The following is a 21,752-nucleotide window of genomic DNA, read 5'->3' on the forward strand; positions in this document are numbered from 1 at the left end:
CCACGGAGCGTGCAACGCCCCGCCGACATCCTGCCGGCTTCCGGAGGGGGCGCTGCGGATTCCGCTCGGAACAAGGAAGCGGTGAGGAGATTGAGATCCAGGTCGAAGACAATGGCACGGAAGAACCCGACGAAAGCATCGATTCAGTCGATCGGCTTGTGGCTCTGCGCCTGTGCCGCAGCGCTCGGCGCCGCCCCCGGCTCGGACCACGTCGAGATTCCGGTGCTCCCCTACCTCAGTACCGAGCGCCTGCTGACCCTTTACGAGCCGCTGCGCCGACATCTCCAAGAGACCCTCGCGCGCCCGGTTAGGCTGGTCACCTCCCCCGACTATCGGAGCTTCATCGCCGACGTGGCGCAAGACGACAATCTGCTCGTCATCAACGCAGCCCATATGGCGAGGCTTGCGGAGGTGGATTCCGGGTACCGGTCGATCCTGCAGACCACCAACCCGCTCTATGCTCTGGTGGTTGTCCGTGCGGAGGATTCCGTCAACGAGGTCGCGGATCTACGGGGCACCAGGATCCTGACACCGGATCCTCTGGCGCTCATTACCCTGATGGGCCATCGGATGCTCGCAGAGGCGGGCCTGACCCCGGGGACGGATGTCGAGATACCGACGGCCGACACCCACAACAACGCCTTGACGCTCCTTCTCGGCGACGATTCGATCCGTGCAGCCATCGTCTCCAATCGGGCCTACAAGACACTCAGCGCGGATGCGCGCGCACGCCTGCGGGTTCTCGCCGACAGCGCAGGTCTCACCGGCATTCCCTCGCTCGTCTACCAGACCGGGCCCGGCCACGAGGGTGCAGACCGCGCCCTTCTCACACGCGAGATCCTTCACTTCGCCAACGAGACCTCGGCAGGTCGTGCCATGATGCTCACCCTCGGGCACGGGGGATTGCGCGAGGTCGCCGAAGCGGACCGCAAGAGGATCGACCCCTTCCTGCCGGCAACACGAGAGGTCTTGGCTGCGCCATGAGGAGACTTCTTGCGCGTATCCCGCTCGGCTTGCGCTTCGGCTTGGTGATCCTGGTGACTCAGGCTGCCCTGATCGCCTGGGTTGTCCACGACAACCAGCGTCTGAGCAACACCGCCCTGACCCAACTGCACGAGGCGCGACTGACCGTCCTGAGCGCGCTCCTGAGCGAGTCCTTGACCCCTTTGCTGGCGCAGCGCGACATCGCGGCCCTGCAGGAGTCCCTGCATCGGTTCGGCCATCTACCGGAGGTGCGTTATCTCGAGGTCGACGACGCACGTGGACAGCGCCTCGCCGAGCACACGCACTCACACGACCCGCGGTCTCCCGCCGTCGCAGATGACGAGCGTCATCCGGCTTCCGAGGATCCATTCCTGTGGGAAACGGCCATCCCGCTGCAACTCGTCGGCCAAACCTACGGCACCCTCCATGTCGGTCTCTCCACCGACATCTTTGCCGAAACGCGCCAGGGGCTGATCGAGCAGAGCCTGCGCAACGGCATGATCGGGTTGCTCGGGCTACTGCTCGTCATTGTCCCGCTCGCCATCCACGCCGGCCATCGGCTCGCTCGGCTGGATGCCGCCGCGCGGGCGATCGCCGCGGGGGATCTCGGTCGCCGTCTCGACGACACCGGCCAGGACGAGATCGGCCGCTTGGCGGTCTCCTTCAACCGCATGGCCGACGCGCTCGGGCAACGCGAGTCCGCCTTACGGGATGCGAAGGCGGACCTCGAGCGCATCGCGTCCTCGAAGTATCGGATCTTGTTCGAGTCGACCACGGATGCGGTCATGCTGTTCGATCGGGAGCGCGGGCTGTTCGACTGCAATCCCGCCGCGCTGCGCCTGCTCGGCTGCGATCGCGACGCGCTTCTCGGCACACAGCCGAGCGACCTGTCGACGTCGCCCTTGCCCCTCGGCACCGATGCACTCGCGTTTGCTTCGCAAGCAGGTCAGCCGGCGGAGAACAGGGGCTTCGAGTGGTGTTTGCGCCGCCGCGATACCGGCGATCCGGTGGAGGTCGAGGTGCTGCTCACCTCGGTTCAGCTCGACGGTGCGACGCTTCTGCAGATGGTGGCGCGCGATATCGGCGCACGCAAAGGGGCCGAGGCGGCGCTCAAGCGCTCCGAAGAAAAGTACCGTTTCCTGCTCGAATACAGCTACGACATCATCTATCTCTTCTCGACCGACGGCAGCTTCATCTTCGTCTCGCCGAGCTGGTCGCGCCTGATGGGCTATTCGATCGACGAGACCTTGGCGACCCATTTCTCGGTCTATGTCCATCCCGAGGACCTGCACATCTGCAACGCGGCCTTCAGCGCCGTCGTCGAGACCGGAGAGATGCGTCGGGATATCGAGTATCGCGTTCGGCACGGTGACGGCACTTGGCGCTGGCATAGCTCGAGCGCCATGCCGTTTCGCGACGAGAACGGCGTCATCGTCGGCTTCCAGGGGATCGCGCGCGACTTCACCGAGCAGAAGGAGACCCGCGAGCAACTGCGCATCGCCGCGATCGCATTCGAAGCCCAGGAGGGCATGGTGGTCACCGACGCCGACGGGGTCATCCTGCAGGTCAACGGCACCTTCACTCGGATCACAGGCTACAGCGCCGTGGAAGCGATCGGTCAGACGACGCGACTGCTCAAATCCGGACGCCACGAACCCGAGTTCTACGTCGCCATGTGGGCGAGCATCCTGGAAACAGGATCCTGGCAAGGGGAGATCTGGAATCGGCGCAAGAGCGGCGAGATCTATCCACAGTGGCTGACGATATCGGCCGTGCCCGGCCCCGGTGGCCAGATCACCCATTATGTCGGCACGATGACCGACATTACGCAGCGCAAGGCGGACGAAGAGGAGATCCGCGAGCTCGCCTTTTTCGATCCCCTCACGCGTCTGCCCAACCGCCGCCTGTTGTTGGATCGTTTGCAACAGGCCCTGTCGAGCGGTCGCCGAGAAGGCCATTGCGGGGCGCTCTTCTATATCGACTTGGACGACTTCAAGACACTCAACGACACGCTGGGCCACGATCAAGGCGATCGCCTGCTCCAACTGGTGGCACGGCGACTTTCGACCCGCATCCGCGAATCCGACACCTTGGCGCGTCTGGGCGGCGACGAGTTCGTGGTCATGGCGGAACACCTGAGTCCAAACCCGGTGGACGCGGCGAGCCAAGCAGAGGCGCTCGGCAACGCGCTCCTCGGCGTCCTTCGTCAGCCTTACGACCTGGGTGGGCAGACCCACTACAGCGCCGCCAGCATCGGGGTCACGCTCTTCGAGCCGCACCCGATGCGTGTCGAAGAGTTGATGAAACAGGGCGATTTGGCGATGTACCGAGCCAAGGCAGCCGGACGCAACACCATACGTTTCTTCGACCCGAGCATGCAGTCGGAGGTCAGCGCCCGAGCGACCCTCGAGGCTCAGCTGCGCTGCGGCCTGCGCGACGAGCGCTTCCTCCTCCACTACCAGATCCAGGTCGATCGCGAGGGGGCCGTCATCGGTGCCGAATGCCTGCTGCGCTGGCGGGATCCGCAGGGCCGTCTGGTGCCCCCGGTGGCGTTCATCCCCCTCGCGGAGCAGAGCGGCCTGATCCTGCCCATCGGACATTGGGTCCTGCAGACCGCATGCGGGCAGTTGGCCGCGTGGTCTGCACAGACCGAGACCGCGCAGCTGACACTCGCGGTCAACATCAGTGCACGCCAGTTTCGCCGGACGGACTTCGTCGACCAGGTCTTGACCTGCATTCGAGACACGGGTGCGGATCCGTCCCGCCTCAAGCTCGAGATCACCGAGAGCCTCTTGCTGGACGATGTCGAGGACACCGTCGCCAAGATGATCGCCTTGAAGGCCCGCGGCGTCGGTTTTGCGCTGGACGACTTCGGCACCGGTTACTCGTCCCTGTCGTACCTGAAACGGCTTCCCTTCGATCAGCTCAAGATCGATCGTTCCTTCGTCTTGGACGTCCTGACCGACACCAACGCCGCCGCGATCGCCCGAACCATCATCGCGCTTGGCCGCACGCTGGAGCTCGCGGTCATCGCCGAAGGCGTGGAGACCGAGGAGCAGCGCGACTGGCTTGCCGCCCATGGCTGCCATGCCTATCAGGGCTATTTCTTCGGGCGCCCGGAGCCCTTGGACAGCCTGTCGTTGGACACGCCGAAAGCCTCTCTCTGATCCGCCGAACCGGGCGCTATCGGCCGGATTCAACATCGATACGACGCGGTATCGGCAACACCGAAGGACCCGATGTCACGGGTTGAACTCAGACCCGGAGCCCTGTAGGGTAAAAAAGCTGTCGTCGGCGTCCGGGTCTTCACCCGGATGATCCGGCGCGATTCATCGTCCCCATGCCCGCCGGATGCTCAGGCTTGCCCTGCCGGTCGATCGGGACACGCGGCATCTCTCGCCGCAAATCAAGTTGCGATGCCGACTCCCGAGCGTCGCACATCAAGCTCCGTAAGGATCATCAGGGCCATGCCCGCAGAACAATCCGTCAAGATCGCCGTGCGCGGTCTCACCAAGGTCTTCGGCGACGAGCCGAAGGATGCCCTGGCCCTTTTGCGCCAAGGCGAAACCAAACAGGCCATCTTCGAGAAGACGGGGCTGGCCGTCGGCGTGGCCGATGCCGACTTCGATGTCATCGAAGGCGAGATCCTGGTCGTCATGGGCCTGTCGGGGAGCGGCAAATCCAGCCTCATTCGTTGCTTGAACCGACTCAACGAGCCGACCGCCGGACAGATCCTGCTCGACGGCCGAGACATCGTCCCGCTCGGGCACCGGGAGCTCCTCGAGGTGCGTCGGAGCAAGTACGGAATGGTCTTCCAGCATTTCGCACTCTTCCCGCATCGCAGCATCCGCGAAAACGTCGAGTTTGGTCTGGAGATCCAAGGCTGTGCCGTCGACGAGCGGGCCGAGAAGGCGCTGATCGCTCTGAAGCAGGTCGGTTTGGAAGGCTGGGAGGACGCCACTCCCGGGCAACTCTCGGGCGGGATGCAGCAGCGTGTCGGCTTGGCCCGCGCCCTCGCGGTCGACCCGGACGTCCTGCTGATGGACGAGGCATTCTCGGCCCTCGACCCCTTGATTCGCCGCGACATGCAGCAAGAGCTCGTCGCCCTGCAGAGCCGTGTGCGCAAGACCATCGTGTTCATCACGCATGACCTGGACGAGGCGCTGTTTCTCGGCAACCGGATCGTCTTGATGAAGGACGCCCGGATCGAGCAGGTCGGCACGGCCGAGGAGATCCTCTCCAACCCCGCCACGCCGTACGTGGAGCGATTCGTCGCGGAGGTCGACAAGACCAAGGTTCTGACCGCGAGCGCCGTCATGCGACGCGCGCGCAGCGTCGCCTTCGTCAACGACGGCCCGCGCACCGTCTTGCGCAAGATGGAAGACGAGGACCTGAGTTTTCTCTGCGTCGTGGAGACCGACTTCAGGCTGCGCGGCATCGTCCGCGACGATGCCGCGTTGGATGCAGTCAAGCGCGGCGAGAAATCGATTACCTCGATCATGGAGCCGGGCGTTCAACCGGTCGGGCCGGACACCCCGGTGCGCGACCTGTTCGGCCTGCTGGCGGAGACCACCATGCCGGCACCCGTCGTCGATGACGCAGGCCGCCTGCTCGGCGTTGTCGTGCGGGCGTCGCTGCTGCAGGGGTTGGCGGAATCCATCGGCAGCAACGGCAACGCAAGCACGTCCGACAGCGCAACCGAGATCGTGGAGACGGCAGCATGATCGAAATCCCGCGACTTCCCCTGGCGGAATGGATCGACGACGGGCTGGATGTCCTGACCGGACAGTTCGCCGGCGCGACCAAGGTCGTCTCCGACCTGATGGAGACCGGAATCGAGGGCACCGTGGATGCACTCATGTGGCTCCCGCCGGGTGTGACGATTGTTCTGGCGGGTCTGCTCGTGTGGCGCCTGACCGGAATCCGCACCGCGCTCTTCGCGTTGGCTGGCTTGGCGTTGCTGTGGAACCTCGGACTCTGGGAGGCGACCCTGCAGACCCTGGTGATGGTCCTGATCGCGACCCTGATCGCCGTGTCCGTCGGCGGACCGCTCGGCATCCTCGCCGCCCTCTCGCCGAGCGCCTACCGGATCATCTTCCCGGTCTTGGACTTCATGCAGACCATGCCGGCCTTCGTCTATCTCATCCCGGCGATCCCCTTCTTCGGTCTCGGACCGGTCGCGGCGATCTTCTCGACCGTGATCTTCGCGATGCCGCCGGCCATTCGGCTCACGACACTCGGGATCCGGCAGGTTCCGGCCGATCTAGTCGAGGCGGCCGATGCCTTCGGGGCCACCCGGCGTCAGAAACTCTGGAAGGTCCAGCTCCCCTTGGCCGTCCCGACCATCATGGCGGGGATCAACCAGACCATCATGCTCGCCCTCTCGATGGTGGTCATTGCGGCCATGATCGGCGCCCAAGGCTTGGGCGGGGAGGTCTGGCGGGCCATCCAACGCAACGAGGCCGGCATGGGATTCGAGGCCGGGATCGCCGTGGTCATTCTGGCCATGCTCCTAGATCGAATCACCCAGGGGATCGGGAGACGCGGCAAGGATCAGCCGAGCACCTGACCCCACCACCCATCAAGTAAAGGTAAGACATCATGATCAACAGGTACGCAGTGGCCGCGCTTGCGGCGATGGCCGCCCTCGGGACCTCGGCGCTCGCCGCGGACAAAGGCGAGGTCGAGTTGGCCTATGTCGAGTGGTCGAGCGAGGTAGCCAGCACCAACCTCGTGAAGGCCGTGCTCGAGGACATGGGATACGACGTGAAGATCACCCCGGTTTCCGCCGCGGCCATGTGGCAGGCCGTGGGCAGCGGCGATGTCGACGGTCTCGTCGCCGCCTGGCTGCCCACCACCCATAACCACTACCTCGAGCAGGTCTCCGACAAGGTCGTGGACCTAGGGCCCAATCTCGTCGGGACCCGGATCGGATTGGTCGTGCCGGCCTATGTCGAGATCGACTCGATCGAGGAGCTCAACGGTGCCGCCGAGCGTTTCGACGGCAAGATCATCGGGATCGATCCGGGCGCCGGTCTGATGAGCAAGACCGAGAAGGTGCTCGAGGACTACGACATCACCGATCTGACATTGGTCGAGGGCACCGGTCCCATTATGACCGCCGTGCTGGGCGACGCCATCGACAAGGAAGAATGGGTCGTAGTAACCGGCTGGACGCCCCATTGGAAGTTCGCGCAATACGATCTGAAGTATCTCGACGACCCGAAAGGCGTCTACGGCGGCGAAGAGGAGATCCACACCATCGTCCGCGCCGGTTTGAAGGAGGATATGCCGGAGGTCTACGCGGTCCTGGACAACTTCAGCTGGACGCCGGATCAGATGGCCGAGCTGATGGTCATGAATCAAGAGCGGCGTGCCGACCCGTTGAAGAACGCGAAGCTCTGGATCGCGGAACATCCGGATGTCGTCGCATCCTGGATGCCGGCCGCCGAGAGCGAGTGAGCGAGTGATGGCGATGAGACGGAACGAATTGCACGCTCGCGCCGAGACCGCTCGGCATCAGGCGATCGGGGCGCTGCTCCTCGGGATGCTGTGCGCACTCCCGGCGGCGGCCTCGGCCGATGTCCAAGCGCTCGAGCAGCGCGTCGCGGAGCTCACACGCCAGCTCGAAGAGGCTCGGCGCACGCTCGCCGCAGCGAAGGGCGAACCCATCGGCACGGGCGCGCTCGATGCCGGAGCAGACGACGCGGCGGTTGTCTCTCAGAAGATGATTGCCCCGGGCGTCGTCGCCGAGACGGACGAAGCCCTGGACGAATCCGCCCCGGAAAGCACGGTGCTCAAGATCGGACCCGTCACCGTCGGCGGCGCCATGCGAGTCAACTACGTCCTGGGCAGCTACAAGGTCCAGGAGGCCGTCGCCGGACCGAACCGCGGCGGCAACGGCGGCAATATCGAGCTGGATACCTTTCGGCTCAATCTCGCGCTCGACTACGAGAACATCATCGGTCGGCTCGAGTACCGCTGGTATGCGGCGGGGACCGGCAAAAGCTACAACTTCCTCCATACCGGCTGGCTCGGCTATCGGTTTGCGGACGACAGCGAGGTCCAGGTCGGTGTCAATCGCGTGCCGTTCGGCCCCGGCCCCTACGGCGTCTCGCAAAGCTGGTTCTTCGATCAGCACTACTATGTCGGGCTGTCCGACGACATGGATCTGGGCATCAAGTACAGCACCACCATCGATCAATGGAAACTGGACGCGGCTTACTATCCGTCGAGCGAGGGCAGCTATTTCGGTCGTAGTCTAAACAGTACCCGCTACAGCTACGACGCGGTGCGGTGGGAGGAATCGGTCGATGCCGACGGCAATGTGTCGTTCGGCGGCGAGCACAACGGCTTCGACGAGCGCAATCAGCTCAACCTGCGCGCCATCTACAGCCTCGCCGACACCGCGATCCCGACCGATCTCGGCGTCTCGCTCCAATACGGTCAGCTCAAGGGGCAGCGGACCGACGACGGCAGTCATTGGGCCGCCTCCGCACACATGGTCAACCGGATGGGTCCGCTCACCGTCGCCTCGCAACTGACCCGCTACGAATACGATATCGACAGCGACAATCCCTGGGGTACGGATACGTTGATCCCGATGGGCGCGTACGATTTTGCGTGGCCGGTCGCGACAAAGGCGTGGATTCCGGCGGTCTCCGTCAGCTACTTGGTGGAAACGCCTCAGATCTCCTGGCTCGACTCCGTGCTGCCCTACATCGAGTACAGCAGCATCGTGAAGGACGAGAGCGACTTCAACGACAGCCAGATGTGGGTCGCCGGCGCGGCATGGGCGAGCGGCGGCTGGTACATCTACAGCGATCTCGCCTACTCCAACGGCAATTACTTCGTCGGGAACGAGGCCGCCGGCGGGGGCATGGATGATTACGGACGCATCGACGGCGTCGGGGACTTCGGCGTGAACGGAAACGATAAGTGGAACTATCGCTTCAACATCAATCTCGGGTACTACTTCTAAACCATGTCCAGAGTGAAATGCGTCATTTTCATGTTGTGTCGGGCTCAAGGATTCTTCCGACCTTTGGAGTGACGCGGTTTAGGTCTTCAACCACCAACATCACTCCCGCTCCGGGAGACAGGAGGTGACATGAAGCTCGAACGCACCAAGCAAGACTACGGGACCAATCCCTTGAAGGTCCGCGACACCAATCATTATCAAGCCGAATATATCCAATCGTTCGTAGAGAAATGGGACGAGCTGATCGACTGGGACGGACGTGCCCAGAGCGAAGGCGATTTCTTCATGCAACTCCTCGAGGAGCATGGCGCGCGCAAGGTGCTCGATGTGGCCACCGGAACCGGCTTTCATTCGGTACAACTGCTGCGGGCCGGCTTCGAGGTGACCAGTGCCGACGGTAATCCGGTCATGTTGGCGAAGGCGTTCGAGAACGCACGGCGCAACGAGAAGATCCTGCGGACCGTGCAAGCGGATTGGCGGTGGCTCAATCGCGACGTCCACGACTACTACGACGCCGTCATCTGCCTGGGTAATTCATTCACCCATCTCCACGACGAGAACGATCGCCGCAAGGCATTGGCTGAATTCTATGCCACGCTGCGCCACGACGGCATCTTGATCCTCGATCAGCGCAACTACGACGCCATCCTGGATCATCAGATCGCCCCGACCCACAACTACTATTACTGCGGCGAGAACGTCCGTGCGCAGCCCGAGCATGTCGACGACACGCTCGCACGCTTTCGCTACGAATTTCCCGGCGACCACGTCTTCCATCTCAACATGTTTCCCTTGCGCAAAGAATACACGCGCCGCTTGCTGCACGAGGTCGGCTTCCAGCGCGTCACGACCTACGGTGACTTCAAGGAGACCTATCGCGACGAGGAGCCGGACTTCTTCATTCACGTTGCCGAGAAAAGCTACGTGGAGGGGGGTGACGAGGTATGAGCGAAACTTATACCGCGGTGGTCGAAACCGCGCGCACCTATTACAACAGCGAGGATGCCGACAACTTCTACTTCCATGTCTGGGGCGGAGAAGACATCCATATCGGGATCTACGACACGGCTGACGAGGCGATTGCCGATGCGAGCCGCCGCACCGTCGAGCGGATGGCTGCGCTGGTTCCCGGACTCGGACCCGAGACACGGGTACTCGACATGGGCGCAGGTTACGGCGGGGCGGCGCGCTGGCTCGCCGGGAAACTCGGCTGTCGCATCACGGCCCTGAACCTGAGCGAGCGCGAGAACGCGCGCCACCGCGAGATGAATCGGACGCAGGGTCTCGATCACCTGATCGAGGTGGTGGACGGGAGCTTCGAGAACGTCCCATCACCCGACGGGAACTACGATTTGGTCTGGTCGCAGGACGCCATTCTGCACAGCGGGCGGCGCGAGCAGGTCATTGCGGAGGCCGCGCGCGTGCTGCGACCGGGAGGGCGCTTGGTGTTCACGGACCCGATGCAGGCGGACAACTGCCCGTCGGGCGTGCTCGAGCCGGTGCTCGCACGGATCCATCTGGACAGCCTGGGATCCATCGGTGCCTACCGTGCAGCGGCCGCCGGTCATGGGCTCGCGCCGGTCGAGGTGCTCGAGATGACCGAGAATCTCGTGACGCACTACAAACGCGTGCGCGAGGATCTGATTCGGAAGCGCGAGTCGCTCGCCGGCAAGGTCTCCGATGCCTACGTCGATCGCATGATCACCGGCCTCGGGCATTGGGTCGACGCCGGGGCCTCCGGCTATCTGCGGTGGGGAATCCTACACTTCAAGAAGGCTTCCGACTAAACCGCGGCTCACCGAGATCGAGGAGATCTCCAAAGCCAAACGCAGAGTGAAAATGACGCATGTCGCTCCGGGTGCGGTTTAATACCGAAGGATCACGACCATGAACGATACGAACACATCGGACCCCGCAGCGGGGGCCGAATCCAGACCATGGATTCAGTGGAATCCGCCTGTCTTCATTGTCTCGGCGGTTCTGACCTTGGCGTTCGTGCTCTTCGCCGCCCTCGCCACGGAGACCGCCGAACCCCTGTTCAAATCCATTCAGGACTGGGTGATCGACTCGGCCGGCTGGTTTTACGTGATGGCCGTCGCCGGGTTTCTGGTCTTCGTGATCGCGCTCGCCGTCTCGAGTCTCGGGCGCATCAAGCTCGGACCCGAGCACTCCGAGCCGGACTATAGCTATCTGTCCTGGTTCGCGATGCTGTTTTCGGCGGGCATGGGGATCGGGCTGATGTTTTTCGGCGTGGCGGAGCCGGTCATGCATTTCGTCACCCCTCCGGTCGGCGATCCGGAGGTCGCCGAGGCAGCACGCCAGGCGATGCGCATCACCTTTTTCCATTGGGGCATCCATGCCTGGGCCATCTATGCCGTCGTCGCGCTCTCCCTGGCCTATTTCGCCTTCAGGCACAACCTTCCCCTGACCATCCGCTCCTCGCTGTACCCGCTCATCGGCGATCGTATCTATGGCCCGATCGGCCATACGGTGGATATCTTCGCGGTCTTGGGAACCATCTTCGGCGTGGCCACTTCGCTGGGATTCGGGGTTATCCAGATCAACTCGGGGCTCAACTATCTCTTCGACGTGCCGACGTCGCTCGGTGTCCAGGTGATGTTGATCGCCGGCATCACGGCGATTGCAACCCTGTCGGTGGGTCTCGGACTCGACTCGGGGATACGACGTGTCTCGGAGTTGAACATGATCCTGGCCGTGGCCTTGATGACCTTTGTCCTGATCGCCGGGCCGACCGTCTTTCTGCTGCAGACCTTTGTTCAGAACACCGGGATGTATCTGTCCAACCTGTTCGAGATGACCTTCAATCTCTACGCCTACGAGCCGACGGATTGGATCGGCGGCTGGACGCTCTTCTATTGGGGATGGTGGATCGCCTGGGCGCCCTTCGTCGGCATGTTTATCGCGCGGGTCTCGCGCGGACGCACCATCCGTGAATTCGTCACCGGCGTGCTCCTGGTCCCGATGGGCTTTACATTCATGTGGATGACCTTCTTCGGAGACACCGCCATCCACATGATCATGGTCCAAGGAATCACCTCGCTCGCCGACGCGGTGGCGGCCGATACCTCGGTCGCACTCTTTCAGTTCTTCGAGCAGCTGCCGTTTGCGAACGTGACCGCGTTGCTCGCCACCGTCCTCGTCGTCACCTTCTTCGTCACCTCGTCGGACTCCGGTTCCCTGGTGGTGGATATCCTGACCTCGGGCGGGAAAGAGGAATCCCCGCTCTGGCAACGCATCTTCTGGGCGGTCGTCGAGGGCGTGGTCGCCGCTGCCTTGTTGGTCGCAGGCGGGTTGGCCGCACTCCAGACCGCTACCATCGCCAGCGCATTGCCCTTTACGATCGTCATGATCCTCATGTGCTGGGGCTTGCTGCGGGCGCTGCGTCTCGACGCGATCAAGCATCTCAGCCTGCGCGCGGCACGGGTGACACCGGGCGGCCCGCAGAGTCCGGTCAACTGGAGGCGGCGGCTGCGCGCACTCGTGCACCAGCCGACCCAAGCCGAGGTGTTGCGCTTCATTCGCGACACCGTCAAACCGGCCTTGAGCGAGGTCGTCGATGAGTTGGGCAAGATGAGCCTGGATGCCGGGCTCGTGGAAGGCGAGGATGGCCGCGTCTGGGTCGAGGTCCGCCATGGCACCGAGATCGATTTCTTCTACTCGGTCCGACCGCGCCCCTACGAAGCACCCAGCTTCGTACTGCGCGACACCCGCGCCAGTCGGGCGAAGGCGCTCGAATATTTCCGCGCGGAGGTCCATCTGCGCGAAGGCGGTCAAGACTACGACCTCATGGGCTGGAACTCGCAGGACATCATCGGCGACGTCCTCGACCAGTACGAGCGCCACATGCACTTCCTCCAGACGGTGCGGTGATGTCCCGACCGTCTCCGGCCAGGTGGCCGTCTGTAAGCTCGACCCGCCCTGCGCCCAACCCGTACGACCAAACGTCCCCCGCGACAGGTTCCGGACCGCCATGGAGGGCGTCGATGAACGCGATCAACGACCTACGGATCTTCGGCCCGAGGACGGGGAGGCGATGATCTGCCTCCCGGCCCCGTCGACCCGTCTCAGTTGATTCGCACCGACTCGATCGGGGCGGGAACCCGGCGAATGCCTGTATGCACCGCCGCCCCGCCCGTCTGACCCTCAGGCAGACCCGAGCGCATGACTGCCAGAGAGGGCCCCGTGCTGTGCTCCAGGACGGGCGCATCCGTGAGGAGCAGGGTCGTACCCGGCTCCAGCAAGGGGTAGAGACGGCGGCTCATGTCCTTCGGCATGTGAAGGCGCTCCACTGCGTTCTCGTCGTGGCCGTCTTGGCTCTCGGCGGCGTGGCCCGGGAGTCCCACGGCACTCCAGCGCGGATGCCCGCTGCTCGAGCCCGCGAGCACCGTGTAGGCATGTGTGCCCAAGGGCACGTTCACATTGTCGACCTCGATGCGGGCGCGACCGATCTCCACCCCGTCGCGCAGCACGATGAGGCGCCGGTCCGCGGCGCTGGCGACCAGTGTCAGCGGGCCCTCGGGCGATGCCTCGGGCTCCCAGCGGAAGTCCTCGAACAGTCCCAGCGCATTGTCCGACTCAGGCGCCCCGGTCGCGGCATCCACCGGCGTCAGTACAGGCGGGTGGACCACGGAGCGCGGTGCGGTCGACTCCCCGGCGATGACGACGGTCGTCCCCCGGTGGGTGATTCCGAACAGCAAGCGGGCGAACGCCGAGGGCAAATGGACACAGCCGTGGGACGAGGGGTAGCCCGGAAGCCCGCCGGCATGCAGGGCCACGCCATCCACCGTCAGCCGCTCGGAATAGGGCATGGGCGCATTGCCGTAAGTCTTTGAGTGGTGGTCCTTGTCCTTGTTCAGGATCGTGAACACGCCCGTCGGTGTGCCGTGGCCCGGTTTTCCGGTGCTTGCGGTGGCCACGCCGATGCGCACACCGTTGCGATACACATAGGCCATCTGCTCGGGGAGGCTCACGACGACCACCACGGGCCCTTGGGGCTCCAACTGCCCCTCCCAGATGAACTCCCCGGGCTGGAGAGCCTCGATGGGTGTGTCGGCCGGTACGGAGTGCTTGGCGCCCCAAAAGGGGGTGGCCGCGCAGTCGAGGGCCGCCATCAGAGGAAGGGCGGCAAGGAGATTTACAAGGCGCATTTTGAATCTACCATTCGAATCGTTTTGGAAGCCAATCATGCCGCCGTCCACAGCTTCGATCGATTCGATCGGCCGATGTCGGGCAGAAGAGCGAATCGACGAGGGCGCGGTCACCCTCGCCGTTCGCCGTCTCCGCCCGAGGGATCTGTGCGGCTCTCGATAGACTGGGGAATGCGATTGCAGTGCAATGGCAAGGGCTTTGACCGATCGCGCCTACTCGGCGATTGCGAGCGCGAATGTCGACCAGCGAAAAATACCGCAATTGGTTAGATCGGTGAACTGGACCTCGTCGGGGCCATGCATCCAATTGGTCTGCCCGCGAACACCAGCGAACATGAATGGCTCCGCATCCTTCATCTTCACCGAGAAAATCGTTCGGCGCGCGGCCTTTCGCTCTCAACCGCGCCAGCTCCGCCGGCTCTGGGAGCTAGCCCGGCCAAGTCAATCCAACAAAAAACGCATACCGCAACGGGCGCGGTTTAGCGATCCTTGAGCTCGTTGATCCGAGCTTGGTATTCGGCCTTGATGCAACCGTGCTGGTCGGCGGACTTCCAGCAGTCGTCGCGCCCCTTCACCCAGCCGCGCTGCTCGGCTTTGAGCGTCTTCTGCTCGCTGGCCGGCAGATTCTTGAGCACGGTCGCATAGAGCTCTGCGAGGCTGCGGTCCAGCGCGGCGAGGTCCGCGTCTTTGCAGATCAGAAGCTCGGCCTCGTGGGTGGCCTTGCTGCAATCGAAGCTGGGGTTCGACGCCTGCACCAAGGGAGCGGTCAGGCAGCCGGCGGCGAGGAGGGTGAGGGCGATCTTGGTCATCGAGAGCGTCTCCGGTGGATGAGGTGATCGAGTGCAGCCCGATGATCTGTTCACGGGCAGCGGATGGAACGGGAACCCGGGCCTTGGCCCGGTCTCCGTGTGGCGGTGTATCAGGCCTTCTTGATCAAGCCGACGACCAAGAGCAGGACGGCGGCGCCGATGACGGCCGTGATCAAGGAGCCGATCATCCCGCCCCCCAAGGAGATGCCGGCCAAGCCGAAGAGGAATCCGCCGATGACGGCACCGACGATGCCGACGAGGATGTTGCCGAGCAGGCCGAAGCCGCCGCCCCGCATGAGCAGTCCGGCCAGCCAGCCGGCCACGGCGCCGATGAGCAAGAAGATTCCTAGGCTAATCAGATCCATAATCAATGTCCTCGAGTGTGGGTTAATGGTCGTGCTTGTTTCGGGATCCTGTCGATCCCGGGGCGCGGCGTCCCGCCGCCTCTGTCGCGATCCTCCGAGCGGGATGGCGTCCGGGATCTCGTAACGTTCGTCGCCGCCCCGGATGAGGTGAAGATCGTTCCTTTCGCGGCGCTGACCTCACCGTAGCGTCGGTTAAGGATTGCGGTCGCAGCAAGATGCCAGGTTCCGCGGGCGCACGGGATTCAACGGCGGCAGTCGCCTTCGCTGAGGTAGCGCCCTGCAACCCAACCGGTGACGCCCCGGTACTCGACCTTGCACCAACGCGGATTCTCACTTGCGCGAAGCACCTTCTCCTCGGGGGACAGGTTGGTGAACTCCTCGAAGGTGAGTCCGCCTTTGCAGCCCAGATTGCGGATGCAGGAGCCATCCGGCGGGATCTCGCCGATCTTCCGTGCGCTCGCGCTCGGCTCTACCCGAATATTCAGCACGTCGTTTCGGGCAACGTCCCGAACGGCGTAGAAATCCGGCCCGTCCGCTTCGGCCCTGAGGGCCCCGGCCGCGAGGCTCGTCGCAAGCCCGAGGGCAAGGGCGGCGTGACCGGGTCGACACGACAACAAGCCGGATCTCCGATCCGATCGGCCCGGGGCCAGGGTCAACCCGGCCGCCCTCGGCATTCGCAGAGCCGAGACGAAGGTTCGCATCGATGCCATACTGAAAACCTTCAGGTTGTTGGCAGAATGCTTGCCGGAAGGCAGCCTGCCGGCAGCGCGATCGATTTCAGCACCAAGCTCGCCAAGGGCAACGTCCGGAAGTGGACCTGGCGAGACGCTAAGGAACGATTCGAAAACAACCGAATCGTCACTAAGAATCGACGTCGACCCGGTCCGGGATCCGTCCGCATCCGGGCGCTGACGCGTCCGGATGCTGGCCCCCCGGACGCCCATCAAGCGGAGCGGGGCATCATTGGACGACGGTCAGCTCCTGGACAGCGCCGTCATTGGAGACGAGGCAGCGCCAGCGCTCGGTCGTGGAGCCACCGCGCACCCCGGCCGCGTCCACCATGACCACCGAATTGGCTTCCGAATACTCGGAGCTGGCCACCTGCACCGAGCGGACGTTCCCGCCGTAGTTGCCGTTGACCGCCGCCATGCACGCGCTTTCCGCGGCGCCGGTTGCTTGGCGCAGCGTGCTGCTGCCCTGGCCGGAATCATAGTCGGAGGTGGCACAGGCGCTCAGCAGCAGCGTAGCGGCGGTCACAAGCGCGGTTGGAATCTTTTTCATCATCGGCACGTGGTCGTCCTCGTTGTGGTTTGTGTCCAGTGTCCCGGGCGCTGCGTTGGCTGGTCGTCAGGAGACGAGGCGAGCCGAGCCGAGCCGTTCCACTGCTTTAGGAGCGATTCAAAAACAACGGTGAAACAACTTGTTTTCCCTGTTTCTGAATCGTCGCTTATCAAGCCCTGCAATCGCGCAATGCATGATTGCAAGACCCATTGGGGCGCTATCGGGAATCCGCCCTACAGCCTTGGATTTACTCCTCCTGACAGATGCCGTTGGCGCCGTGCTTGCCGGTGTACATGACGGAGGCGGTGCCGTCCGGGTTGATGCCGATGGAGACGGTGACGCCGCCACCGACGACATCGTATGTGGTATCGCTGATCTTCTTGAGCTTGGCCTCGTCGCCGTTGATGTAGGCCGGCCCGCCCTCGTCGGTGTGCAGATGGATGTTGCCGGGGCAACTGTAGTTGAGCGTCGGCAGGCCCGCTTGTGCGGCGCCGGCGAGTAGGAGCAGGGAAAGGGCGGTCAGGCGTTTCGTCATGGTGATCCAGTCGTAGTCCATGGAAGGGGGCTCGGCCCGCATTGCGGGACGGCCCTTGGCGATGATGTCATTCGGCCGGCGAGTGTTCCGATGTGTTGACCCTGAAACGCGCGCCGGGAGCGCGCTCCTATTCCCCCTCTCCCCGGGGAGAGGGGCAGACCCGCGGACCGTTCGCACGCTGGTTGCAGACTCCGGGGCGTCGGCGCTCGCCATGATCGTTGGGCGACATGCGGGATAACCCCATCGGCCCTGGATCGGTTCCGTGACCCTACTGCTTCAACTGCTCGCCGGCGTGTTCCATGGCTTTGCCGGCCTCGTCCAGCTTCTCGCCGGTGTAGTTCCCGGCCTTGTCCAGGGCCGCCTCCGTCTTCTGGCCCGCCGTTTCGACCGCTTGATCGATCTTTGCACCGGCCTGCTCCGCCGGGCCGGGTGCCGGCTCCTCGGAGCAGCCGAGGGTCAGGGTGATGGTCAGGGCGGCCAAGGTCATTGCCGTGGTTTTCATGCTGTACATGGCTCTTCTCCGGTATGTGGTAGGCCGGGATTGATCGACCCGGATTGGTGAAAACCCGAACCGGCGCCCGGCGCCTGAATGAAAAACTCGGCTAACCCAAATTGGCGCGAAGGATAAACACAAGCACACCGCGCTGCCTGTCAGGTAAAGTCCGTCAGGAAATTCCCGACAACAAGCTGCTCCAGCGATTCGAAGCCTGTTACGTGCTCGACAGGGCATCCTGATTGGAGGTTGCGCCCATTGAACGGGATCCCACCGCAGCGCCTTGAGCAACATCGGGTGGTCCGACGCTTTGTCGCCGGCCACGATCTTCCCTTCGTGGCTGGCTGGATGGACGGCCCGGTGACGGGGATCGTGCCCCAAGAAAAAGCGTCGGAAGCCCTTGCGGGCTTCCCCTTGAGGGCCGACGCACGGCCCAGCACAAGGTGCTGGGGCGGTACGTTCAGCGCGGCATCGGCGGCTTACTCGCCTACCTTCACCGTGCTGCAGTCGTCGGCTGTTCCACCCGCATAGTTGCCGGAGACGCACGCGGTATTCTCGAAGCTGGATGGCTTTCTGGCGATGACGGTCACGTCGTCGACCTTGAACATCTCGTTCTCCTCACCGAATCCACTCGCCACCCGGAAGCGCACCTGGGTTTTCGGGGAGATCTCGCGGCTGATGTTGAAGCTCTCGGTGCCGTTCTTACAACCCGCAAAGCCGGTGAATGCCTTCAACACCCGGAAGCGTCCTCCAGCGCGGCGCACCTCAACCACCACCTTGTCGGCGGGATCGATGCCGCACCAAGTCCTCCAGTTGAAGGTCAGCGTGGCGGACGTCGCCCCGCGGAGATCTGCCCCCCGCGCGGCGAAAGGTTGGGTCCCCGTGTTCGGCTTGTCGTCAAGCCACAGCTCGCCCGTGTGACTTACCAGCAGATTACCCCTCAGGGGATCCTGGGTGCCTGCGCCGGCCGGGTTAGCCTTGTCGAACTCGTACCAAGAGCCTTTCCATTTGGCGTTCCCGTCGTTGTTGTCATAGCGCCGTTTGGTGAAGGTGTCTTTGAAGGTCATGACGCTGACGCTGTTTGCCGGGCGCTTCGTCGTGCAGGTGTAGGTTTTTCTGCCCGCGGCCGGGAGGGAGCCGATGGTCTTGTTGCAGGCAGGAGCCTGCGGATCTTCGACTTTCACGTCTGTCAGCTCGCACGTCCCGGTATTGGTGACCTTGATCTCGAAGGTCACGTTGCAGCCCGGACAGCCGCCGGATTTCACCGTCTTCTCGATGTCGATCGAGCCCTTGCAACTCGGCCCGAAGACGACCCCCGAGACCTGGTCTTCAGTAATCTTGCTTAGATTACACTCGGTGCTGCTGCCCGCGCCGGCGCACGCACCGGACCATTCCTTGATCTGGAAGCCCGAAGCCGGCAAGGCGGTGCAGGTGCTGCTCCCGCCCTGTCCGACGAAGGCCGGCGAGCAGCTCACTGTGCCGCTGCCCTCTGCGGTGGCGCTGATCCAATAGATGCTGTCATTGGTGAAGGTACAGCGGATGTCCTGAGAAACGCCCAGTGAAATGTCCGCGGTCGGGCCAGTGAAGTTTCCGAGCAGGCCAGTGTTGTCCTCGCAGGCGATAGCGACCGGTCCCAATTCCTGTGCTGGGAGCACTTCCTCGGTTACCGTGTAGTTGCCAGCCTCCAGTTCGAATGTCGCCCTGTCCGTATAGTCATTGGGGCCATCACTGTCCAGATCCTCCAGGCTCGTGTCCACCGAGAACGCGATGGCCTCCCCGAGCTGGCCGCCTTCCAGCGTAAAGAAGTAGTTGGTGGTTGACGGAACCGGGGTCTCCTTGACGACGGTGATGGTGCCAACCTGAGCCTCTTCGAAGGCACCAATGTCATCGGCCGCGCCGGACGGGCGCGCATAGCCGCGCTGGTCGGTGTTCAGGTCGGTGTCGCCAGCGTCGATGGCGGGACTGCCAGCCAACAGGGCGTGGGTCCGGGTTGGGCCGCCGTTGTTGCGCAGGACGCCGAGCAGCGGGTCCTGGCCGACGATGTTGCCGTTGGCGCCTCCGACGAAGTCGCAGCCAGCCTGGGTCTGGACCAGGTTGTTGCCGGCATCCGAAGGGGCGAAGAGGAAGGCTGCGCAATCTTCAGCACCCGAGTTTCCCGCCAGAATGCTGTTCTTGAGCGAGGCGCCGCCAGACCCTCCCAACAACAGGCCGCTGCCGCTGCCGACGCCGAAGGGCACGGTATTGCCGGTGACGGTCACGCTGTCGAGGATGAGCGAGCTTGAGCTGCCGATGCCGCCGCCATTGGAGCTGCTCGTATTCCCCGAGACGGTGCTGTTGCTGATCGTCAGGCTGCCTTCGCTCTGGATGCCGCCGCCCGACTCGCCACTACCGGCGCCGACGAGCTCATTGCCCGCGATGGTGCTGTCGTTGATCACCATCACCGCCCCCGGTCCATTATTGATGCCGCCCCCGCCCTGCTCGCTGTTGTTGCCGCTGATGCTGCATCGGTTGATGGTCAGGTTGCCGAGATTGCGGATACCGCCGCCGCGCTCCGTGCCCAGCACATTACCGCCGGTGATCAAGAAGTCGTTGATGGTCACCGTGGTGTCGGCCTCGATCAGGAAGGGCCGCACGCCGGGGTACAGATTGCCGTTCCAATCGCCGCTGTTGCCGTTGCCTTCGATCACCAGCTCCACCCCGGGGGTGGTGTTGTTGATGGCCGTGGTGCTCTGGTTCGCCGGGATGCCGTGGTCGATGGAGATGGTGTAGGTACCCGCTGTGGTCTTGGTGTTGAAGCAGGCGATGGCCGCGCTCAGCTCGACTTGGTTGGTCACGGACCAGGGTGAGTCGCCGCATCCCTCCTGGCTTTCGTAGGCGCCGATATCGTCGGCCGCGCCGGACGGCCGCGCGGCACCGCGCTGATCGACCGTCAGGCTGGTGCTGCCGGCGTCGATGACGGGGCTGACCAGCAGCTGAGGTGCATGGGTCTGGGTCGGGCCGCCGTTATCGGCGAGGGGTTCGAGATTCGCGCCCGACAGGATATTGTTGTTGTCACCGTTGACAAAGCCGCAGCCATCCGAGCCGACGAAGAGGTTGTAGCCCTGGTCCACCACCGAACCGCTGCCGGAGGCATCGAAGTAACAATCCTTCTGAGCAATAAAGTTGTCGGAGAGGATGGTGTTGCCGATGGTCAGGTTGCCGTTGACCGTATCGACGTAGATACCGCTGCCCTCAGTCGCGGAATTGTCGGTGATGGTGACGCTGTTCAGCGTCAGACTGCCGGAGGCGAAGATGCCGCCACCCCAGTCTTGGAGCCCCCCGCTGTCGGCGTCGTTGCCCGAGATGGTGCTGTTGGTGATCGTCACCGAGCCGCCTTCGCTATAGATGCCGCCGCCCTGGGCAGACACATCGGTCGTCGTTCCGGCAACGTTGCCGGAGATGGTGCTCGAATCGATCACCAGGGTGCCTCGGTTGGCGATGCCGCCGCCGCTGCGATCCACGGTGTTCCCGGCAACCGTGCATCTGTTCAGCGTCAGGGTGCCTTCGTTGCGGATGCCACCGCCGCGCTTGAGCGCACCACCGCCGACCGGCTTGCCGCCGGTGACGGTCAGGTCGTTCATGGTCACGACCGTGCCGGACTCGATGGCGAAGGGCTGCATGCCGTCAAAGCCCTGCACGTTGACACCATCCTGCCCGTCCACCTGGAAGCCGCCACCCTCGATGATCAGGCTCTTGCCGCTGATGACGTTCTGGATGGGCGTTGTACTTTCGTTAAGGACGATGTCCGAATCCAACTGGATGGTGTAGACGCAGGACTCCGCCGTCGTATCCGCGTTGAAGGTTTCGATGGCGGCGTTGAGCTCTGTCTCAGTCTCAACCGTCGTGACACCGCCGCAGGCCGCGAAGGCTGGCGACGCGCCCGAGGCCAGCAGCAGGAGCGAGCCTAGCGCGAGCGCGTGGCCGGCGAGCTGAAAGCGTCGGTTTGGTGTGGCCGCTGGCGCGACCTCTGGCGCTTGAACCCTCTGGGCAGGACACGTTGGGGACTGCATCATGTGTTCGTTCTCGTTGTGGCTTGTTGTTGCTGTCGTGGACGCTGCGTTGGCTGGTCGGCCACAGGCAAACCGCTCCGAGCCGGT

General features: G+C 63.8%; 18 protein-coding genes. 9 read left to right on the forward strand and 9 right to left on the reverse strand.

The window, feature by feature from the left end; translation table 11 throughout:
* Window positions 1-111 precede the first annotated feature (111 nt).
* The 9 genes from THIMADRAFT_RS15530 to THIMADRAFT_RS15570 all read left to right on the forward strand — a co-directional run bounded on the left by THIMADRAFT_RS15530 (window position 112) and on the right by THIMADRAFT_RS15570 (window position 12,856).
* A complete protein-coding gene (locus tag THIMADRAFT_RS15530) occupies window positions 112-984 on the forward strand; it encodes a phosphate/phosphite/phosphonate ABC transporter substrate-binding protein (protein WP_007194021.1) in 873 nt (290 codons plus the stop codon).
* Complete coding sequence (locus THIMADRAFT_RS24860) at window positions 981-4,151, forward strand: bifunctional diguanylate cyclase/phosphodiesterase (protein WP_007194022.1); 3,171 nt, start codon at window positions 981-983, stop codon at window positions 4,149-4,151. The genes THIMADRAFT_RS15530 and THIMADRAFT_RS24860 overlap by 4 nt, the downstream gene beginning before the upstream one ends.
* Window positions 4,152-4,451: 300 nt before the next feature.
* Window positions 4,452-5,708 (forward strand): quaternary amine ABC transporter ATP-binding protein, encoded by a 1,257-nt coding sequence (locus THIMADRAFT_RS15540; protein WP_007194023.1) that lies wholly within the window; start codon window positions 4,452-4,454, stop codon window positions 5,706-5,708.
* Window positions 5,705-6,553: an ABC transporter permease gene (locus THIMADRAFT_RS15545; RefSeq protein ID WP_007194024.1), complete on the forward strand. Its 849-nt coding sequence runs from the start codon at window positions 5,705-5,707 to the stop codon at window positions 6,551-6,553. The genes THIMADRAFT_RS15540 and THIMADRAFT_RS15545 overlap by 4 nt, the downstream gene beginning before the upstream one ends.
* Before the next feature lie 32 nt (window positions 6,554-6,585).
* Window positions 6,586-7,446 carry a glycine betaine ABC transporter substrate-binding protein gene (locus THIMADRAFT_RS15550; RefSeq protein WP_007194025.1) on the forward strand — a complete coding sequence of 287 codons (861 nt, stop codon included), beginning with the start codon at window positions 6,586-6,588 and terminating at the stop codon, window positions 7,444-7,446.
* A 13-nt stretch (window positions 7,447-7,459) separates the two neighbouring features.
* Window positions 7,460-8,965 carry a hypothetical protein gene (locus tag THIMADRAFT_RS15555; RefSeq protein WP_139052855.1) on the forward strand — a complete coding sequence of 502 codons (1,506 nt, stop codon included), beginning with the start codon at window positions 7,460-7,462 and terminating at the stop codon, window positions 8,963-8,965.
* A gap of 129 nt (window positions 8,966-9,094) precedes the next feature.
* Complete coding sequence (locus tag THIMADRAFT_RS15560; RefSeq protein ID WP_007194027.1) at window positions 9,095-9,913, forward strand: glycine/sarcosine N-methyltransferase; 819 nt, start codon at window positions 9,095-9,097, stop codon at window positions 9,911-9,913.
* Window positions 9,910-10,752, forward strand: coding sequence for an SAM-dependent methyltransferase (locus THIMADRAFT_RS15565; protein WP_007194028.1), 843 nt, complete (start codon window positions 9,910-9,912; stop codon window positions 10,750-10,752). The genes THIMADRAFT_RS15560 and THIMADRAFT_RS15565 overlap by 4 nt, the downstream gene beginning before the upstream one ends.
* Before the next feature lie 100 nt (window positions 10,753-10,852).
* Complete coding sequence (locus THIMADRAFT_RS15570) at window positions 10,853-12,856, forward strand: BCCT family transporter (RefSeq protein WP_007194029.1); 2,004 nt, start codon at window positions 10,853-10,855, stop codon at window positions 12,854-12,856.
* Window positions 12,857-13,050: 194 nt separating this feature from the next.
* On the opposite strand, the gene THIMADRAFT_RS15575 is transcribed toward THIMADRAFT_RS15570, so the two are convergent.
* The 9 genes from THIMADRAFT_RS15575 to THIMADRAFT_RS15610 form a co-directional block, all read right to left on the reverse strand.
* Complete coding sequence (locus THIMADRAFT_RS15575; RefSeq protein ID WP_139052856.1) at window positions 13,051-14,133, reverse strand: L,D-transpeptidase; 1,083 nt, start codon at window positions 14,131-14,133, stop codon at window positions 13,051-13,053.
* A 213-nt stretch (window positions 14,134-14,346) separates the two neighbouring features.
* Entirely contained in the window at window positions 14,347-14,469 is a 123-nt protein-coding gene (locus THIMADRAFT_RS28255; protein WP_007194032.1) for a hypothetical protein, read from the reverse strand.
* Between the two features lie 143 nt (window positions 14,470-14,612).
* A complete protein-coding gene (locus THIMADRAFT_RS15580) occupies window positions 14,613-14,942 on the reverse strand; it encodes a lysozyme inhibitor LprI family protein (RefSeq protein WP_007194033.1) in 330 nt (109 codons plus the stop codon).
* A 110-nt stretch (window positions 14,943-15,052) separates the two neighbouring features.
* Window positions 15,053-15,307 carry a GlsB/YeaQ/YmgE family stress response membrane protein gene (locus THIMADRAFT_RS15585; protein ID WP_007194034.1) on the reverse strand — a complete coding sequence of 85 codons (255 nt, stop codon included), beginning with the start codon at window positions 15,305-15,307 and terminating at the stop codon, window positions 15,053-15,055.
* Window positions 15,308-15,549: 242 nt separating this feature from the next.
* Window positions 15,550-15,921, reverse strand: a complete 372-nt coding sequence (locus THIMADRAFT_RS15590; protein ID WP_139052857.1) for an SH3 domain-containing protein — start codon at window positions 15,919-15,921, stop codon at window positions 15,550-15,552.
* 346 nt (window positions 15,922-16,267) lie between these two features.
* The gene (locus THIMADRAFT_RS15595; RefSeq protein WP_040731737.1) at window positions 16,268-16,591 is read right to left on the reverse strand and encodes a hypothetical protein; all 324 of its coding nucleotides are present in this window, start codon (window positions 16,589-16,591) and stop codon (window positions 16,268-16,270) included.
* A gap of 244 nt (window positions 16,592-16,835) precedes the next feature.
* Window positions 16,836-17,144 (reverse strand): hypothetical protein, encoded by a 309-nt coding sequence (locus tag THIMADRAFT_RS15600; RefSeq protein ID WP_007194037.1) that lies wholly within the window; start codon window positions 17,142-17,144, stop codon window positions 16,836-16,838.
* A gap of 247 nt (window positions 17,145-17,391) precedes the next feature.
* Window positions 17,392-17,634 carry a hypothetical protein gene (locus THIMADRAFT_RS15605; protein WP_007194038.1) on the reverse strand — a complete coding sequence of 81 codons (243 nt, stop codon included), beginning with the start codon at window positions 17,632-17,634 and terminating at the stop codon, window positions 17,392-17,394.
* A gap of 461 nt (window positions 17,635-18,095) precedes the next feature.
* Window positions 18,096-21,668: a choice-of-anchor Q domain-containing protein gene (locus tag THIMADRAFT_RS15610; protein WP_007194039.1), complete on the reverse strand. Its 3,573-nt coding sequence runs from the start codon at window positions 21,666-21,668 to the stop codon at window positions 18,096-18,098.
* Between the last annotated feature and the right edge of the window lie 84 nt (window positions 21,669-21,752).

It is taken from the genome of Thiocapsa marina 5811 (assembly GCF_000223985.1).
GTDB lineage: Bacteria > Pseudomonadota > Gammaproteobacteria > Chromatiales > Chromatiaceae > Thiocapsa > Thiocapsa marina.